At 57.4% G+C, this 17,973-nt stretch carries 15 protein-coding genes; 2 read left to right on the forward strand and 13 right to left on the reverse strand.

Going from position 1 to position 17,973, the window contains the following annotated elements; genetic code table 11:
• Positions 1 to 13 precede the first annotated feature (13 nt).
• From G6L01_RS15105 to G6L01_RS15150, 10 genes are all read right to left on the reverse strand, one after another.
• Positions 14 to 325: an ArsR/SmtB family transcription factor gene (locus G6L01_RS15105; RefSeq protein ID WP_139190193.1), complete on the reverse strand. Its 312-nt coding sequence runs from the start codon at positions 323 to 325 to the stop codon at positions 14 to 16.
• A 133-nt stretch (positions 326 to 458) separates the two neighbouring features.
• The gene (locus G6L01_RS15110; protein WP_070164327.1) at positions 459 to 1,391 is read right to left on the reverse strand and encodes an L-lactate dehydrogenase; all 933 of its coding nucleotides are present in this window, start codon (positions 1,389 to 1,391) and stop codon (positions 459 to 461) included.
• Positions 1,392 to 2,212: 821 nt separating this feature from the next.
• Complete coding sequence (locus G6L01_RS15115; RefSeq protein ID WP_070164326.1) at positions 2,213 to 2,620, reverse strand: F0F1 ATP synthase subunit epsilon; 408 nt, start codon at positions 2,618 to 2,620, stop codon at positions 2,213 to 2,215.
• Positions 2,621 to 2,688: 68 nt separating this feature from the next.
• On the reverse strand, positions 2,689 to 4,146 hold the full coding sequence (gene atpD / locus G6L01_RS15120; RefSeq protein ID WP_015917381.1) for a F0F1 ATP synthase subunit beta: 1,458 nt from the start codon (positions 4,144 to 4,146) through the stop codon (positions 2,689 to 2,691).
• A gap of 24 nt (positions 4,147 to 4,170) precedes the next feature.
• Positions 4,171 to 5,052 (reverse strand): F0F1 ATP synthase subunit gamma, encoded by an 882-nt coding sequence (locus tag G6L01_RS15125; protein ID WP_015917382.1) that lies wholly within the window; start codon positions 5,050 to 5,052, stop codon positions 4,171 to 4,173.
• Positions 5,053 to 5,082: 30 nt separating this feature from the next.
• A complete protein-coding gene (atpA, locus tag G6L01_RS15130) occupies positions 5,083 to 6,609 on the reverse strand; it encodes a F0F1 ATP synthase subunit alpha (protein WP_070152934.1) in 1,527 nt (508 codons plus the stop codon).
• Positions 6,609 to 7,190 carry a F0F1 ATP synthase subunit delta gene (locus G6L01_RS15135; protein WP_081344011.1) on the reverse strand — a complete coding sequence of 194 codons (582 nt, stop codon included), beginning with the start codon at positions 7,188 to 7,190 and terminating at the stop codon, positions 6,609 to 6,611. Before G6L01_RS15135 ends, atpA begins: the two co-directional genes overlap by 1 nt.
• Positions 7,191 to 7,441: 251 nt before the next feature.
• Positions 7,442 to 7,837 (reverse strand): AGROH133_08824 family phage infection protein, encoded by a 396-nt coding sequence (locus G6L01_RS15140; RefSeq protein WP_070164324.1) that lies wholly within the window; start codon positions 7,835 to 7,837, stop codon positions 7,442 to 7,444.
• Positions 7,838 to 8,029: 192 nt separating this feature from the next.
• Positions 8,030 to 10,249, reverse strand: coding sequence for a primosomal protein N' (locus tag G6L01_RS15145; RefSeq protein ID WP_070164323.1), 2,220 nt, complete (start codon positions 10,247 to 10,249; stop codon positions 8,030 to 8,032).
• A gap of 99 nt (positions 10,250 to 10,348) precedes the next feature.
• Positions 10,349 to 12,703, reverse strand: a complete 2,355-nt coding sequence (locus tag G6L01_RS15150; protein ID WP_234902129.1) for a methyl-accepting chemotaxis protein — start codon at positions 12,701 to 12,703, stop codon at positions 10,349 to 10,351.
• A 326-nt stretch (positions 12,704 to 13,029) separates the two neighbouring features.
• On the opposite strand from G6L01_RS15150, the gene G6L01_RS15155 reads away from it, so the two are divergent.
• A complete protein-coding gene (locus tag G6L01_RS15155) occupies positions 13,030 to 13,965 on the forward strand; it encodes a tyrosine recombinase XerC (protein WP_070164322.1) in 936 nt (311 codons plus the stop codon).
• Positions 13,966 to 14,164: 199 nt separating this feature from the next.
• Entirely contained in the window at positions 14,165 to 15,175 is a 1,011-nt protein-coding gene (locus G6L01_RS15160) for a TraB/GumN family protein (protein ID WP_234891971.1), read from the forward strand.
• 96 nt (positions 15,176 to 15,271) lie between these two features.
• Here the strand turns inward: G6L01_RS15160 and lpdA are convergent, their stop codons facing one another.
• From lpdA to G6L01_RS15175, 3 genes are all read right to left on the reverse strand, one after another.
• Entirely contained in the window at positions 15,272 to 16,678 is a 1,407-nt protein-coding gene (lpdA, locus tag G6L01_RS15165; protein ID WP_070164321.1) for a dihydrolipoyl dehydrogenase, read from the reverse strand.
• A 109-nt stretch (positions 16,679 to 16,787) separates the two neighbouring features.
• Positions 16,788 to 17,429 carry a LysE family translocator gene (locus G6L01_RS15170; RefSeq protein ID WP_070164320.1) on the reverse strand — a complete coding sequence of 214 codons (642 nt, stop codon included), beginning with the start codon at positions 17,427 to 17,429 and terminating at the stop codon, positions 16,788 to 16,790.
• A 31-nt stretch (positions 17,430 to 17,460) separates the two neighbouring features.
• Positions 17,461 to 17,874, reverse strand: a complete 414-nt coding sequence (locus tag G6L01_RS15175; RefSeq protein ID WP_070164319.1) for an MAPEG family protein — start codon at positions 17,872 to 17,874, stop codon at positions 17,461 to 17,463.
• Between the last annotated feature and the right edge of the window lie 99 nt (positions 17,875 to 17,973).

The following is a 17,973-nucleotide window of genomic DNA, read 5'->3' on the forward strand; positions in this document are numbered from 1 at the left end:
AGTCCCATGCGCATCAATCACGCAGGTCGAATGTCGTCTCCTCGCCCGCAGGCGAACAATACATCTGGTACAGCACCGATACCAGTTCCTTCACCGCCGGATTGGTGATCGAATAATAAATCTGGCGCCCCGACCGCCGGCTTTCCACCAGATTGTCCATCCGCAACCGAGCCAATTGCTGTGACACAATGGCCTGCTGCAATTGCAGGAGCGCTTCCAACTCGCCGACCGTCTTTTCCCCTTCGCTGAGAATACACAGGATCAACAGCCGGTTTTCATGGGACAGCGCCTTCAGAAGAGCAGCGGCGCCTGCTGCTTTCTGCATGAAGTTGGCCAATTGGCTCGCCGGCGTTTCGGCGTCTGTTGAAGAAGCGATCATAGGTTCCATCGAATGACAATGTCTACGGACTGCTGAATACCGGATGAAGGGAGGCGGATCAGCGACGGACAAAAACTGCTCAACATGGCACAGACAACGCGAGATCCTTCAGCATCCTCGCGCTCTTGGCCAAGGCAATCCGCTCTGTTTCGTCAAGATCAGGCACAAGATCCATCAGAATTCCACTTGAGCCAATCACCCGTGGAACGGATGCCGCGACATTGGTGACGCCAGCCAACTCCGCAGTGACGCTGGAAACGGAAAGCACATCACGCTGATCGCTGGCAATCGCCTTGACGATCCGCGCCAGACCGGCACCGATACCGTAATAGGTGGCACCTTTTCCCTTGATAATCTTGTCGGCGGCGTGCCGCACACCCGCGTCGATCTCACTGCGAACCGTGTCTGTCACCGGCTTGCCCGCCTGTTCGGCAAAAGACATCAATGGCACGGCGCCAACCATGGCATTCGACCAGGCCAACACTTCGCTATCGCCATGCTCGCCCAGAACATAGGCATGGACCGATTGCGGCGAAATCTCCAGATACCGCCCCAGCAAGCTGCGAAACCGCGCGGTGTCGAGTATGGTGCCGGAGCCGATCACTCTTTGTGGCGCAAGGCCCGAGAGCCGGGTCGCGATATCGGTCATGATGTCGACAGGATTGGAAGCGATCAGCAAAATAGCATTCGGTGCGGCTGCGAGAACCTGGTCCACGACCTGCCGGAAGACTTCCGCATTGCGGCCAAGCAACTCGAGCCGGGTTTCACCCGGTTTCTGGCTGACACCTGCCGAGATGATAACCACCCCCGCTCCAGCGAAATCATCATAATGTCCGGCCCGCACAAGGGTTGCAGAGACGAATGGCACGGCGTGGGATATGTCCTCGGCCTGGGCTTGGGCCAGATCCGTATTATAATCAACCAGCACGATTTCCGAGGCGATGCCAAGCATTGTTAACGCATAGGCCGATGCACTGCCCACCATGCCCGCTCCCACTATGCCGACCTTCATGTCCCCACTCCTGACCGCGAAACCACCCGCGTTACTGACCCCGTATTCATGCATCTTCGCGCATCTCCGCATGGAGATCTGCTGCGAAATCTCTTCGATCCCAAAGGGTTGAAAGACACTGTTATAGACTACACCATAATGTCAAACCGGCAAAAAATGCACGAAATGCGATGCCGGACGTCCTTATGTTTTCCCCATGCTACCGTGCTTATGAAGGTCCATTGCGTTCGTCACATGCACCGTTTTTACTTCACTTCTAAATCGATTGAGAGGTGTATTACTTCTGATTAAGTGGCGACAGTGACGTTACGTGAGGCGAGTGTCAACCGCGGCATCCGGCCATTTTTGAGATAGAATGACCCCTTGGGACATAAAAAATAGTGCTAGCGCAATCATTTGAGAGAGGAATGTCGGTGGATTGCGTTTGAACGGCATCGGTGCCTGATGGAATTAGCAATTGCGCTGTGCCATGAGCGACAAAGAATATCGGGAAAACGACCAGATACACCAGCACCCAAAACACAGGCTCGGCCTGTTCAATACTGAATAGCAGGAAAGCGAAGCTTTCGGACCGTTTATCTTAATCTCAAAACGGGAAGAGCGCACATTGAATGGAACGATCGAAAAGCATTTTAAAAATCATCGACCGCTTCTGCATATTTTCCCAAATCCAACCGGATTGAGCGAAAAGACGATGCGCTAAACTCAAAAAAATACAGGATTTTAAGCATGCCTGATGAAATCAGCCGGCTTTCGATTTCACCACAAAAAAGCGGCCCCGAGGGCCGCCTTGAAAACCTGAAAATGGAGAGCAGCGTCAATCAGGCTGGAACCAGGATTCCATTCAGATGCGTCATTGCGTTCAAGAACTGTTCCAGCTTGGTGCGATGTTCGTGATTTTCCGTATCATCCAGCTCAGCCTTGGCCAACTCGATCCGCTTCATCAGCGTATCGCGGCTCAATTCATCGACCGGTACGGCACTTTCCGCCAACAAGGTCAGTCTTTCCGGCGTGATATCGGCAAATCCACCGAAAATCACATATTTTCCGGTTTTTCCAGAAGCGAACTTCACCGTTACGACACCAGGCTTGATCACAGTCATCGTCGGCGCATGGTGGGCCATGACGGTCATCTCACCTTCGGTCGCCGGAATGACAACCTCGCTTACCTTTTCCGAGATCAGTAACCGCTCGGGGGAAACGAATTCGAAATTGAAATTGTCAGCCATGGCTTTTTACTTTCTAACGCTGGAAACTGAACGCACGGTCAAAAACCGTGCGTTCGTCGATCCATGGATCAGGCAGCAACAGCTGCCAGCTTCTTTGCCTTTTCAATGGCTTCGTCCATTGAGCCGACCATGTAGAAGGCGGCTTCCGGCATATGGTCGTAGTCGCCATTGACCAGACCCTTGAAGCCCTTGATCGTGTCTTCCAGCGACACCAGCTTGCCTGGCGAACCGGTGAAGATTTCGGCAACGTGGAACGGCTGCGACAGGAAGCGCTCGATCTTACGGGCGCGGGCAACCGCAATCTTGTCGTCTTCGGACAGTTCGTCCATCCCAAGAATGGCGATGATGTCCTGGAGCGACTTGTAGCGCTGCAGAGTCGACTGAACCTTACGGGCCACTTCGTAATGTTCTTCACCGACAACCATCGGGTCGAGCATGCGCGAGGTGGAGTCGAGCGGGTCAACAGCCGGGTAAATACCCTTTTCAGCGATCGAGCGGTTCAGAACCGTCGTTGCATCCAAGTGGGCAAACGACGTTGCCGGAGCCGGGTCGGTCAAGTCGTCGGCGGGAACGTAAATGGCCTGAACAGAGGTAATCGAGCCCTTGTTCGTGGTGGTGATGCGTTCCTGAAGAGCACCCATGTCGGTTGCCAGCGTTGGCTGATAACCAACCGCCGAAGGAATACGACCCAGAAGAGCCGACACTTCAGACCCAGCCTGCGTGAAGCGGAAGATGTTGTCCACGAAGAACAGAACGTCCTGGCCCTTGTCGCGGAAGTCTTCAGCGATGGTCAGACCGGTCAAGGCCACGCGCGCACGCGCACCTGGAGGCTCGTTCATCTGGCCATAAACGAGGGCGCACTTGGAACCAGCAGCAGAACCACCGTTTTCATGCGGGTCGACGTTCACCTTGGATTCGATCATTTCATGGTACAGGTCATTGCCTTCGCGGGTACGTTCACCCACGCCAGCAAACACCGAGTAGCCGCCGTGTGCCTTAGCAACGTTGTTGATCAATTCCATGATCAAAACGGTCTTGCCAACGCCCGCGCCGCCGAACAGGCCGATCTTACCGCCCTTGGCGTAAGGAGCGAGAAGGTCAACAACCTTGATGCCGGTCACCAAAATCTGAGATTCAGTCGATTGCTCAACATACTCAGGAGCAGGCTGGTGAATCGCGCGACGAGCAGTCGTCGTCACCGGCCCAAGTTCGTCGACCGGTTCCCCGATGACGTTCAGAATACGTCCGAGCGTTTCGTCACCGACAGGCACGGAGATCGGAGCGCCGGTATCGGAAACCGGTTGACCACGTACCAGACCTTCGGTCGAGTCCATGGCAATGGTCCGCACCACATTTTCACCGAGATGCTGCGCCACTTCCAGAATCAGACGATGGCCGCCGTTTTCTGTTTCCAACGCATTCAGGATCGGCGGCAAGACGCCGTCGAATTTCACATCGACGACGGCGCCGATGACCTGGGTCACCTTGCCCGCTGCGGGAGATGTCTGGGTCGCTGCCCTAGCCATATTCATACCCTCTTTTGTTCAAGCTCAGAGCGCTTCGGCGCCTGCAATGATTTCGATGAGTTCGGTGGTGATCTTGGCCTGCCGCTGGCGATTGTAACTCAGCGTCAACTTGTTGATCATCTCACCGGCGTTGCGCGTGGCATTGTCCATAGCGCTCATTTTAGCGCCCATTTCACCGGCGGCATTTTCAAGAAGCGCACGGAAAATCTGCACCGCAATGTTGCGCGGGATCAGGTCGGACAAGATCGAAGCCGCATCCGGTTCGTAATCATAGATCGCGGCAGCGCTGCTGGAAGCTGCCGGAGCATCGCCAACAGCCGCTGGAATCAACTGACGGGCTGTCGGGATCTGGCTTATAACCGACTTGAACTCCGAATAGAACAAGGTGCAGACGTCGAATTCGCCCTTGTCGAACATGGAGATCACCTTGCGAGCAACCGTATCCGCATTTTCAAACGCAACGCGCTTGACCTCGCGAAACTCTGTCCGCTCGACGATCAATGCACCGAATTCCCGGCGCAAACTGTCATAGCCCTTCTTGCCGACGCAATAGATCTTCACGGTCTTACCCGCTGCCAGCAAGCTGCGCACATGATCACGCGCAAAGCGCGAGATCTGTGAATTGAAACCGCCGCAAAGACCACGCTCGGCCGTGCAGACGACGAGCAGATGCACGTCGTCCTTGCCAGTGCCCGTCATCAGCGTGGACACGCCGTCATCACTGCCAACCGCCTGGGCGATATTGGCGAGAACGGCGCCCATGCGCTGGGAATACGGCCGGGCGGCCTCGGCCGCCTCCTGCGCACGACGCAACTTAGCCGCAGCGACCATTTTCATCGCTTTGGTGATTTTCTGCGTCGCCTTGACGGAGGCGATCCGGTTTTTCAGATCCTTTAGTGAAGGCATCCGTTAATCCGTCCTTGGCTCGAGTCCGATTTAGGCGAAAGACTTTGCGAACGTATCGAGAGCAGTCTTGAGCTTGCCCTTGACGTCGTCGCTGATAGCCTTCTCCGTGCGGATTGCATCGAGAATGTCCTTGCCTTCTGTCCGGAGATAGGAAAGCACGCCATGCTCAAACCGACCGACATCACTGACGGCAAGCTTATCGAGATATCCGTTGACACCAGCGAAAATCACAACAACCTGCTCCTCCACCTTCAACGGGGAAAATTGCGGCTGCTTCAAAAGTTCGGTGAGGCGCGCACCACGGTTCAGCAAGCGCTGCGTGGCAGCATCAAGGTCGGAACCGAACTGGGCGAAGGCGGCCATTTCACGATACTGGGCAAGCTCACCCTTGATCGAGCCAGCAACCTGCTTCATGGCCTTGATCTGAGCGGCAGAACCAACACGCGAAACCGACAAACCAACGTTCACAGCGGGACGAATGCCTTGATAGAACAGGTCGGTTTCAAGGAAGATCTGGCCGTCGGTGATCGAGATCACGTTGGTCGGAATGAAGGCCGACACGTCGTTGCCCTGGGTTTCAATCACCGGCAGAGCGGTGAGCGAACCAGCGCCACGCTCGTCGGAGAGCTTGGCAGCACGCTCAAGCAGACGCGAATGCAGATAGAAAACGTCACCAGGATAAGCTTCGCGGCCCGGAGGACGACGCAGCAACAGCGACATCTGACGGTAAGCAACAGCCTGCTTGGACAAGTCGTCGTAAGCGATCAGGGCGTGCTGGCCCTTATCGCGGAAATATTCGCCCATCGTGCAGCCAGCGAACGGAGCCAGATACTGCATAGGAGCAGGATCAGAAGCGGTTGCCGCGATGATGATGGAGTATTTCAGAGCGCCACGCTCTTCCAGAACCTTGACGAACTGGGCGACGGTGGAGCGCTTCTGGCCGATAGCCACGTAAACGCAGAACATCTTGTCATCGCCACCAGCATCATGTGCAGGCTTCTGATTGAGGAAGGTGTCGAGAATGATGGCGGTCTTGCCGGTCTGACGGTCGCCAATGACCAACTCGCGCTGGCCGCGACCAACCGGGATCAGAGCATCGATAGCCTTGATGCCTGTCGACATCGGCTCATGAACGCCCTTGCGCGGAATAATACCAGGAGCCTTGACGTCAACGCGCGAACGGATTGCCGAGTTGATCGGACCTTTGCCGTCAATCGGATTGCCGAGAGCGTCAACAACGCGACCCAGCAGCTCAGGACCAACAGGAACTTCAACGATGGCGCCGGTCCGCTTAACGGTGTCGCCTTCCTTGATGTCGCGGTCGGAGCCGAAGATAACCACGCCGACATTGTCGGATTCGAGGTTCAGCGCCATACCCCGGATACCACCGGGAAACTCGACCATTTCACCGGCCTGAACATTGTCCAGACCGTAGACGCGGGCAATACCGTCACCGACGGACAGAACCTGGCCGACTTCGGAAACTTCAGCGTCCTGGCCAAAGTTCTTGATTTGATTTTTCAGAATTGCGGAAATTTCCGCGGCGCGGATATCCATCAGCCAACCTCTTTCAGTGCAAGCTTAAGGGTGGAAAGTTTGGTGCGAAGAGACGTGTCTATCTGACGGGAGCCGATCTTGACGATCAGACCACCCAGGAGAGACGGATCGACAGTCACGAACATCGTAACGGTCTTTCCGGTCGCGCTCTTCAGCGCCTCCTTCAGTTCGGTTTCCTGCGCCGGGGTCAGCGCATGAGCAGAGGTCACATCAGCAGCCAGTTCGCCACGGTGGCGCGCCGCGATAATGCGGAAGGCTGCGATCATGCCGGGAACGGCAAACAGGCGACGATTGGCTGTAACGAGCTTCAGGAAATTGCCGACGAGGCCGCCAATTTCAGCCTTGTCACACAGAGCTGCGATGGCAGAAGCCTGCTGCTCGCTGGTGAAGGCCGGGCTGGTCACCAGCCGCTGCAGATCAACGCTCTCGTCGATCATCGCCTGGAAACGATTGAGATCACCAGCCACCGCATCCACAGAATCCGCCTCGCGCGCCAGCTCGAAAAGCGACGACGCATAGCGCTCTGCAACTGCGGAAACCGGCTGACCGGACATAGGCTGGGATGTGTCTGCCACGGGCACAAAATTCCCTGAATGTTACTCAAAACTGTCGCATGCGCCGGCTGGCGCAACACCAGTTTGATATCGTTTAAGTTTTCCCCCGGACTTCACAAGCAGTGCAGCTTGTATCGTCCAAATTTGCGGTCCGTCTAGCATACGATCCCCGGACTCGCAACACGGGTATTAACGGAATAAACGAGGAGGGCAACCCGCTTTTGACGATTTTGTGATCTTCACCGTCAAATTAATGAGGCGGATTGCGCGAAATCGCGTCACACTAGGCCAAAGACGTAGATGAAAGGCAAAATGCCTAAAACAGTAACGGCAATTATAAGTAGAAAATTGCGCCAGGTCGCTCCGCGAGCTCCCCCATGGTCCGACAGGATCGACAAAATCAAACCAAACAGCCCGACCCCCAGAGTGATCCCATAGGCCAGATAGAGCATTGGCTGGGCCAGCATCACGGCGCTTGCGCCAAGGCCGGTCATCATGCCGCCACCCAGACGTAGCGCGGCCAACCCTTCCCGGCGGCCCTCCCACCCGCTCAAGCCGAGCCCCCGAAGGGTGATGCCCGGGGCAAACATGATGAACAGGCCCAGAAGGGCAAAGAGCGCGGCGCTGGCAAAGGCCAGTTGCTCGCCGGTTTCGGTCGGAAAATAGAATTCCATAGCAGCCTCTGGTGGTCCTCTGTGATCGTCCCTGTCTCAGGCCTGGATACGGCGCAAAACAGGAGGATGAATCGTATTTGCGCTCTTATGCCACAGGCAAATCCAGGCGCAATATCTGGCTTTCGTCACCTCAAGCGCTGAAGGTCCTTTTTACGAGGGATTATTGGAAATCACCCGTCGTATTCCCCGGCATCAAAGAAAGCTCTGCGGATCGACATCCACTTGCACCTGGATGGAGCGACGCTCTTTCGGGCCGTTGCTCAGCATCGCAGCGACAAAAGCCTGCATGTCGCTGGCTTTGCGGCCATGAATGAGCAGGCGGAAACGATGGCGGCCACGGATCAACGCCAGCGGTGCCTCGGCTGGCCCCAGAATGGCGATGCCGCTGACGGCAGGGGCGGCCTGGCGCAATTGCCGGGCATGTGTTTCGGCATCCGCCCTGTTGTCCGCCGACACGATGATCGAGACAAGCCGCCCGTAAGGCGGCAGCACCGCCCGCTCCCGCTCGGTAATTTCCCGCTCATAAAAGGCATCGGCATCGCCGGAGACGATGGCTTGCATCACCGGATGCTGCGGTTGATAGGTCTGCAAAAGTCCATGGCTTTTCAAGCCGGTGCGCCCCGCCCGACCCGTCACCTGACTGAGCAATTGGAAGGTTCGCTCAGCGGCGCGTGGATCGCCATTGGCAAGACCGATATCGGCATCGACGATGCCGACAAGCGTCATCAGCGGGAAATTATGCCCCTTGGCCACCAATTGCGTGCCGATGACAATATCCGCTTCGCCCTTGGCAATGGCTTCCAGTTCCAGTCTGAGCCGCTTGACGCCGCCGAGATCCGACGACAAGACCAGAGTGCGCGCGTCTGGGAAGTGCCGTTCCACCTCCTCGGCAATCCGCTCCACCCCCGGCCCGCAGGCAACGAGATGGTCCAGCGTCCCGCATTCGGGGCAGGCATTGGGCGTCGGCTCGGCATAACCGCATTGATGGCATTGAATCTGGCCGCGAAACCGGTGCTCCACCAGCCAGCTGGAACATTGCGGACATTGGAAACGGTGGCCGCAGACCCGGCACAGCGTGAGCGGCGCATAGCCCCGCCGATTGAGAAACAACAGCGCCTGCTGCTGTTTTTCCACCGTCTTGCCGATGGCCCGCAGCATGAGAGGCGAAAGAAACCCGCCCCTTTCCGGCGGATGGCGGCGCATATCGACAAGATGCAGATCCGGCATCGCCGCATCGGCAAAACGGGTTGGCAGGTGAATACGCTTGTAGCGACCGCTATAACTGTTGACCTGGCTTTCGACGGATGGCGTGGCCGAGACCAGCACGGCGGGAATGCCAGCAATCCGCGCCCGCACCACCGCCATGTCGCGGGCATTATAAAACACCCTGTCTTCCTGCTTGAAGGCCGGATCATGCTCTTCATCGACAATGATCAGCCCCAGATCGGCAAAGGGCAGAAACAGCGCCGAACGCGCACCGGCCACCACCCGGATGTCGCCTGTCGCTGTCTGACGCCAGACTTTTTCACGGGTCCGGGTGGCAAGATCGGAATGCCATTCGCCGGGCTTGGCGCCAAACCGGTCCTGAAATCTTTCCAGAAACGCCGTGGTCAGGGCGATTTCCGGCAAAAGGATCAGCACCTGGCGGCCCTGACGCAGGGTTTCGGCAATTGCTTCGAAATAGACTTCCGTCTTGCCGGACCCTGTGACGCCATCAATCAATGCCACCGAAAACCCGCCGTCCCGAACACTTTCCACCAACACCTCAGCTGCACCCAGTTGCGGACCGGAAAGACGATGGGCGGCGTAATCCGAGTCCGGCAGCGCCACCAGCGGTGGAGGCGGCAGAAATACGGTTTCAAACAGGCCGAGCTTTGCCATGCCATCAACAACCGAGGTCGAGACCCCTGCCGCATGAGCAAGCCCGCTCTTGGTCCAGGAAAGCCCATCCTCAGCCAATTCCAGCACTTTCCTGCGAGCCGGGGTCAGTTTTTCCGGGGCATGACCGCTGTAGCGTAAACCTTCGATCATCGGGTCAGGATCGAAGGCGGCAGGCGCGCGCAAAGCCATGCGAGCCACCAATCCGGGTGGAGAAAGAGTATAGGCCGCCACCCAGTCGATGAACCGGCGCATGCCCGCATCCAACGGAGGGCAATCGAACAGTTTCTCAATACTACGCAATTTGGCGGGATCAACCTTGGCCCCATCATCGTCGCCGTCCCAGACAACGCCAACCACTTTGCGCGGCCCAAGCGGCACCTGCACGATGGCGCCAGGCGTCAGCATCATCTCATCGGGAACGGCGTAACTGTAAGGCCCCGGCGCCGGCAAGGGCACCAGGACGGGGACGGCGCGGCGGGCAGGACCGGCCTTGGCGCGCGGACCAAACAGATCTGACGATTCGGTGCTCATTGCGCCGGACCATGCCCCCGAACAGAACAAAATGGAACCGGAAATTTACGCCGTGATAGCCCGCACCCGACACTGGGATGGATGCGGGCAGTAGGGTACTCACCCCACCCGCCGCAAACCGGTCGATGGCTGGGAACCGGTGGCTCCATGGGCGGGATGAAGATTAAACCGCCGGACCAGATCAAGCAGAACCGTTGCCTCGGAGGCCAGCGCCGCACTCGCCGCATTGGTTTCCTCGACCATGGCGGCATTTTTCTGGGTTACCTGGTCCATCTGGTTTACAGCGGTGTTGACTTCGGACAGACCGACGGACTGTTCGCGTGCGGACAGAGCAATGGCATCCATATGCCGATTGATCGTCACGATATAATCCACAATGGTCTTTAGTGATTCGCCGGTATTGCGCACCAGTTCCACGCCTCTGTCCACTTCGACCGTCGAATTGCGGATCAGTTCCTTGATTTCGCGGGCCGCCTGGGCAGAGCGCTGGGCAAGCTCGCGGACTTCCTGAGCGACGACGGCAAAACCCTTGCCAGCCTCGCCCGCCCGCGCCGCTTCCACGCCAGCGTTCAGCGCCAGAAGATTGGTCTGGAAAGCAATCTCATCGATCACCCCGATAATATTGGCGATCTGGTTGGACGATTGTTCGATGCGCTGCATGGCATTGACCGCATCCGCCACAACACGGCCCGAGCTGGTCGCACTGCTATTGGCCTCGACGGCGACTGTTCTGGCTTCTTCGGCACGCTTGGAAGAATTGCCGACATTGGCGGTGATCTGGTCGAGGGCCGCCGCCGTCTCTTCCAGCGATGCCGCCTGTTGTTCCGTGCGCTTCGACAGTTCATCGGAACTACCGCTGATTTCCAGTGAGCCATTGTCAATCGATTGCGAGGCCTGGGTCACGGCGATCATCGCCTCGCGCAACTGGGTGATGGCCGCGTTGAAATCGGCCCGCAGGCTTTCGAATTCTGGCGCGAAGGGCTGGTCCAGCCGGAACGTCAGATCGGCATTGGCAAGATGCTTGAGGCCATCGGCAAGGCCGGACGTGGCCTGGGCCATCGCTTCGGCCCGCAATCTGTCGACTTCTGCGGTGCGGCGGCGTTCGGTTTCCGTCGTCTGGCGGCTGGCGGCCGCATCCTGCTCCAACTGGCGGTTAGCGACGGCATTGTCACGGAACACGCCGACCGCATCGGCCATAGCACCGATTTCATCGGCCCTGCCCGCGCCAGGAATGGTGATATCCGTCTCGCCACCGGCAAGCTGGCCCATGCTGGCCGTCATGGCCCGGATGGGCTTGGCAATGCTGAGCGCCACGAACCACATGGCGCCGATACCGCCGGCCGCGATGATAAGGGCGACGATAGCCTGGAAGATGATATCGCTGCCGCCGCGCTGGGTCAGCGCCTGGTCCAGGCTGATTGCCTCGGCCATCGCCACCGGCCTGGGCACAGACACGATCACCGACCATGGTGTCTTGGTACGCCCGATGGCGATTGGGGAAAATGCCTGAAACTGATCGGCATCGGCAAGAACGTCGGCCTTGCCAGCCTGAATCATCGGCAGAAGGCTGGAGAGCGCTGGTATCGTCTTGTCAAAACGCTGCCCGATTGTATCGGGATGCTCGCTATCGGCGACCACCAGCCCCTTGTAACTGACGATCTTAACGCCGGCCTTGCCGCCGTAGATTGAGGCGCGCACCTCCTCTGCCAGCTTCTGCACGAAGCCGAGATCGAAATCGGCCCCGGCGACACCTCGAAACTTGCCATCAATCATGATCGGCACAGACATGGTGGCAAGAAACACGTTCTTGCCCTGAACGATATAGGGCAATGGATCGAGAATGCTCTCGCCCCCTCCTTGCTGCGGGCCGATATACCAGCCGCCCTTCATCACTCCATTCGGATGCAATTCCGCACTGTCATATTCGACAAGCGGCTGAATGGCGATCTTGCCCGCCGCATCCCGGGTCCAATAGGGCAGGAAGCGCCCCGTCGAATCGGACCCCAGATCGCGGCGGTCGCGGAACTGGCTGTCATTGCCATCGAGCGCGTTCGGCTCCCAGGCGCTATAGGTGCCGTTGAAACGTGGATTATCCTTGAGCAGGTTCAGCAACATGGCGTTAAGTTGCCCGCGCCTCAGCTCCACCGCCGTACCATGGACCTTGTCGCCTGCAACGACCTCAAAACTGCGTGCCAGGTTCCGTGCGGCATCGAAAGCGCCATCCAGCGATGACCGGATAATGCCCGATTGGGTGGAAGCGAGCGTGGAGAGGGCTTCACGGGTTTTGGCTTCGGTGAGCTTGGTGACGTTATCGCCGACAAAATCCCTTGTCTGCCCGGCGGAGACAATGCCATAGCCGACCAGGCCAGCCGTGGCCGACAGGACGCAAAGACCTGCAAGCACGGCTATTTTCATTTGTATGGACTTAAACTGCATATTGGTTTCTTTCGCCAAGCGAGATCTTCCCGCAAGATCTCCAGATTGGCCACCATTTAGATATTCTGAATATTAATAGATTCAAAATAACCCCTAGATATCGAGGGTATAAAACCAAAGTATAGAATCGATTTTGACGATTGTTAAACCAACATAAACTATGAGTATATTTAATACTTTCAATGCACGCCTTGGCATGCGTCGCATCTGCCCGGTGACCTGAGCACCTCGGTTAATCCTTCCCTAATGGCTCTCCTGCAGGATGGCTTTGATGTGCGACGTGGACTGTTTAAAATCTAGACAGACAACCACTGTATAAGACGATCAATCACGAAGGCCCTGCCGTGACAGAATTGCTGTTGATTGCCGCCCCCGACCTGATGGCGGAACGCCAGAATTGGCTTGCCAGCCTGTCTGGACAAAGGCGGCTCGCCGATCATACGTTGACCGCCTATGAACGCGATACCCGTCAGTTTCTCAGCTTTCTAACCGGTTATTTCGGCGGTCCTCCGTCAATCGATGATATCAAGGCGTTACGACCTTCCGACCTGCGCGCATTTTTGTCGTCGCGCCGCAAGGAAGGTGCTGGCGCGCGCTCGCTCGGACGCCATCTCGCCGGTGTCCGGTCGCTGTTGCGCTATCTGGAACGCAAGGGTCTGGTCAATGCCGCCGGTGCCGGTGCCATCCGCTCACCCAAGCAGCCGAAATCGCTGCCCAAGCCGCTCAGTGCCGCCCAGGCTTTGACGGTGGTGGCCGCAGAAACACAATTGAATGAGGAGCCTTGGATCGCGGCAAGGGACGCCGCGGTTTTTGCTTTGCTCTATGGCTGCGGCCTGCGCATTTCTGAAGCGCTGAACCTCACACCCGCCGATATCGTCGCCACGACGACCACGCTGCGTGTGACCGGCAAAGGCAACAAGACCCGGCTCGTGCCGCTCTTGCCTATCGTGCGGCAAGCGGTTGAAACCTATCAAAGCCTCTGCCCCTATCACCTGCCAGCCGCAGAGCCGCTGTTTCGCGGTGCGCGCGGCGGGAAGTTGCAGCAAGGCATCATCCAGCGGGAAATGCAGCGGTTGCGCTCGGCACTCGGTCTGCCGGATACCGCAACGCCGCACGCATTGCGCCATTCCTTTGCCACGCATCTGCTGAGCGGGGGCGGCGACCTGCGCACCATTCAGGAATTGCTCGGCCATGCCAGCCTTTCCACCACCCAGATCTATACCGGCGTGGATTCGGCACGGCTGCTGGATGTGTATGACCGGGCGCATCCCCGCGCGTGATACCAAATGTTTAAATTTGGGAAATAGGGTTCGGCAAAACGCAACCGGCGTCGCCGGGCAGACGCGCCCAGATGGACATTAGAAAGCAGACAGGATGTTTAAAGCCAAGAATATGTCAGCGATAAACATAAGCGTTTTCGGCTGGGCTCCCCTCCGCTTGGCTGCCCCCCGCTGGACTGAACCCGCCTTGGCCATCGTCATGGCCGTGCCACTGCTGTTCCTGACGCTGCTGATTGCAGCTATCGTGTCCTCAAGCTTTGTCAGGGCCGAGGATCTCTCCTGTACCGGACGCAATCTCCTGCCGGAGTTACAGCAAAAGGACCCGAAAGCCTATCAAGCGCTGGAGGCCGAAGCGGCCAAGGTGCCGAATGGCCATTCGATTTTCTGGAAGATCGAAAAGCCCGGCATTGCACCGTCCTTCCTGCTTGGCACCATGCATGTCACCGACCTGCGCGTGCTGACGATGCCGAAAGGCGCACCGGACGCAGCAGCGGCAGCCGATACCATTATCGTTGAATCCGATGAGGTCCTCGACGACAAGAAAGCCGCCCTCGCGCTTCTGGCAAAGCCCGAACTGTCAATGTTTACCGATGGTACGACGATTGCCAGCCGCCTGACACCGGAGCAGACGGCAACGCTCGAAACCGGACTGAAAGAACGAGGTCTGTCGCTCACCGCCGTCAACAGGATGAAGCCCTGGATTCTCGCGGCTTTCGTGGCACTTCCGGCCTGCGAAAAGGCCCGCAAAGCCGAGGGACAGTCCTTCCTCGACAAGCAGATTGCCGAAAATGCCGCCAAGGCCGGCAAGCGGGTGGTCGGACTGGAAACCTATGCCGAACAATTGGCCGCAATGAATGACCTGCCGATGGCTTTTCATTTACAATCGCTGATCGAGGCCGTCGAGCTTGGTGACAAGATCAATGACATCAATGAAACCATGATCTCCCTTTACCTGAAAGGCGAGGTCGGCGAGATCATGCCGATGCTGCAAGCGGTTGCACCGGATGCCAAGACCGCCAAACCTGACGGCCATACCGATTTCGACCAGCGGATCGTGATCGACCGCAACATGGTGATGGCAGAGCGCGCTGGGCCGCATCTCAACCAAGGCAAGATCTTCATGGCGGTCGGCGCCTTACATCTTCCGGGCGAAAAAGGTCTGGTCGAATTGCTGCGTGCTCAGGGCTTCACCCTGACGGCCATGCAATAAAATCAGAAAAGCCGTGGCTTGAACATCAAGCCACGGCTCTTAATATTGCAAAACGATAATAACCGACTTCTCTCTTCTTTTAAAAAAGAGCGCGGATCACATGTGGATCGGCTTGGCGAAGGTGGCCATTGCTGCTTCCTTCACGGCTTCCGACATGGTCGGATGCGCATGGCAGGTGCGGCCAAGATCTTCCGAAGAGCCGCCGAATTCCATCAACACAGCTGCTTCATGGATCATTTCACCTGCCCCAAGGCCGATGATGTGAACGCCAAGCACCCGGTCGGTCTCCTTATCAGCGAGAACCTTGACGAAACCGTCCGTCGCCTGCATGGCGCGGGCGCGGCCATTGGCGGTGAAGGGGAATTTTCCGACCTTGTAGGCGACGCCTGCGGCCTTCAGCTCTTCTTCCGTCTTGCCGACAGAGGCCACTTCCGGCTGGGTGTAAACCACGCCGGGAATGACATCGTAATTCACGTGGCCGTGCTGGCCAGAGAGGATTTCAGCCAGCGCCACGCCTTCGTCTTCAGCCTTATGCGCCAGCATTGGACCCTTGACCACGTCACCAATGGCGTAAATGCCGGCAACATTGGTCTGGAAGTGGTTGTCGATTTCGACGCGGCCACGGTTGTCGAGCGCAACACCAACAGCTTCCAGCCCAAGGCCGGTGGTGTAAGGCTTGCGGCCCGTGGCGATCAACACGACATCTGCTTCCAGCACGGTCGCTTCGCCGCCCTTGGCAGGCTCGAACGTCACCTTGGCGCCGGTACCGGTCTTTTCAACGGCGGTCACCTTGGCACCGAGGTTGAATTCCATGCCCTGCTTGACCAGCATGCGCTGGAACTGCTTGGAGACTTCGCCATCCATGCCGCCGAGAATAGTGTCGAGATATTCGACCACAGTGACCTTGGCACCCAGACGCGCCCAGACCGAGCCAAGCTCAAGGCCAATCACGCCGCCGCCAACCACGATCATCTTGCCCGGCACTTTGTCCAGAGCAATGCCTCCAGTGGAGGAGACGATGATCTTCTCGTCGATATCTACGGCAACGCCGGGAATGCCAGCCACATCCGAGCCGGTGGCGATGACGATGTTCTTGGTTTCGAGGATCTGTTCTTCACCCTTGTCATTGGTGACAGAGACCTTGCCGGCAGCCACGATCTTGCCCATGCCGATGACGCCATCGATCTTGTTCTTCTTGAACAGGAAGGACACGCCTTCGACATTGGCTTTCACGGTCGCATCCTTGTGCGCCATCATCTTCGGCAGGTTCAGGACCGGCGCGCTGACATCCACACCGAGCTCAGCCATGCCATGGGCGGCATGGTGGAACATTTCGGACGCATGCAGCAGCGCTTTCGATGGAATGCAACCGATATTGAGGCAGGTGCCGCCATAGGTGGCACGCTTCTCGACAACAGCCACCTTCATTCCAAGCTGGGCAGCCTTGATCGCGCAGACATAACCGCCGGGGCCGCTACCGATGACAACAAGATCATATGCCATTCAATCATTCCTTCACATCAAACGTTATGCCGCCCGTCATTGTGGGTACCGGCAAAATCACGAACAGACAGGGCCAAGGCCCGCATGAGACAAGCGCAAAGCGCTCACATTAACTGGCCTTTTCCGTCGCTAGCTTCAAACCAAGCACAATGAAGACTGCGCCGCTGATGCGGTCGATCCATTGGCTGGCGCGTGAAAAGGCCGCACGCATTTTCGGCGTCGTCATGAAGATACTGACGCCGACAAACCAGGTGATCAGGCAGGTTGCCATGACAAGGCCATATCCGAACTTAACCGCGATCGGCGTGTGAATGCTAACCACCGTTGAGAAGATCGACAGGAAGAAAAACACCGGTTTCGGATTGAGTGCATTGGCTGCAAACCCGAGAAAGAAGGACTTGGAGATCGACTGGCGTTTATGATCCCCCGCCTCCACGCGCGGCTGCGCCGTCATGTCGGATTTACCCGCCCGCAATGACTTCACACCAATGTAAAGCAGATAGGCGACACCACACCATTTGACGATATTGAACAGGTAGATCGACTGGGAAATGATCAGGCCAAGCCCGAGAATGGTGTAGGTCACATGAAACATCAGCGACGAACCGACGCCGATACTGGTGATGATCGCCTCACGCCGTCCATGTACCAGGGACTGGCGCATGACCATGGCCAGATCAGCACCGGGAGAGACGATAGCGAAGGCGAAAATAGCCATCAGGGATGCGAGTTCAAACAGATAGGGATGCATCGACTTTCCTCACTCCGCCATAAGCAGCCGCTTAAAACAACAGGACCAACAGCATTGCCACCAGACCTGCCATTGAGCCCACCCATACCAGAGACCGGATATAGGGAACTCCCGCCAGATAAAGCGGAATATAAATAATCCGGCATACCAGCCATACCCAGGCACCGATCAGGCCGAACCCATGCGGATCACCAGCCAGAATGAGGCCGAATGCAAGCGCAATGAACCCCGGATAGGTCTCGCGGAAATTCCTGGAGGCCCGCGCCGCACGGCCCGCGAGCTGACCGGTCGGTTTCCTGTCATCATCCCTCGGCCCGGCATTCCAGTTTGTCCCGAGTTCCTTGGTCGCCGTCATGCCTTGCAGCATGATGTGGACGATCAACAGGATCACACTGATACCAATCAGCGGCAAAAAAGGCGACGCGGCAAGAAAAGTCGGTTGCATGTTCATGCTCCACTTTTTGGTTCACACCATTCCGGATGGAATGCCGCATCGCATTTTGTGCTCTGACATCTTCCGCCACCTATTGGCAGCGGAAAATGA

The organism is Agrobacterium vitis (assembly GCF_013337045.2).
Taxonomy (GTDB): Bacteria; Pseudomonadota; Alphaproteobacteria; order Rhizobiales; family Rhizobiaceae; genus Allorhizobium; species Allorhizobium vitis_B.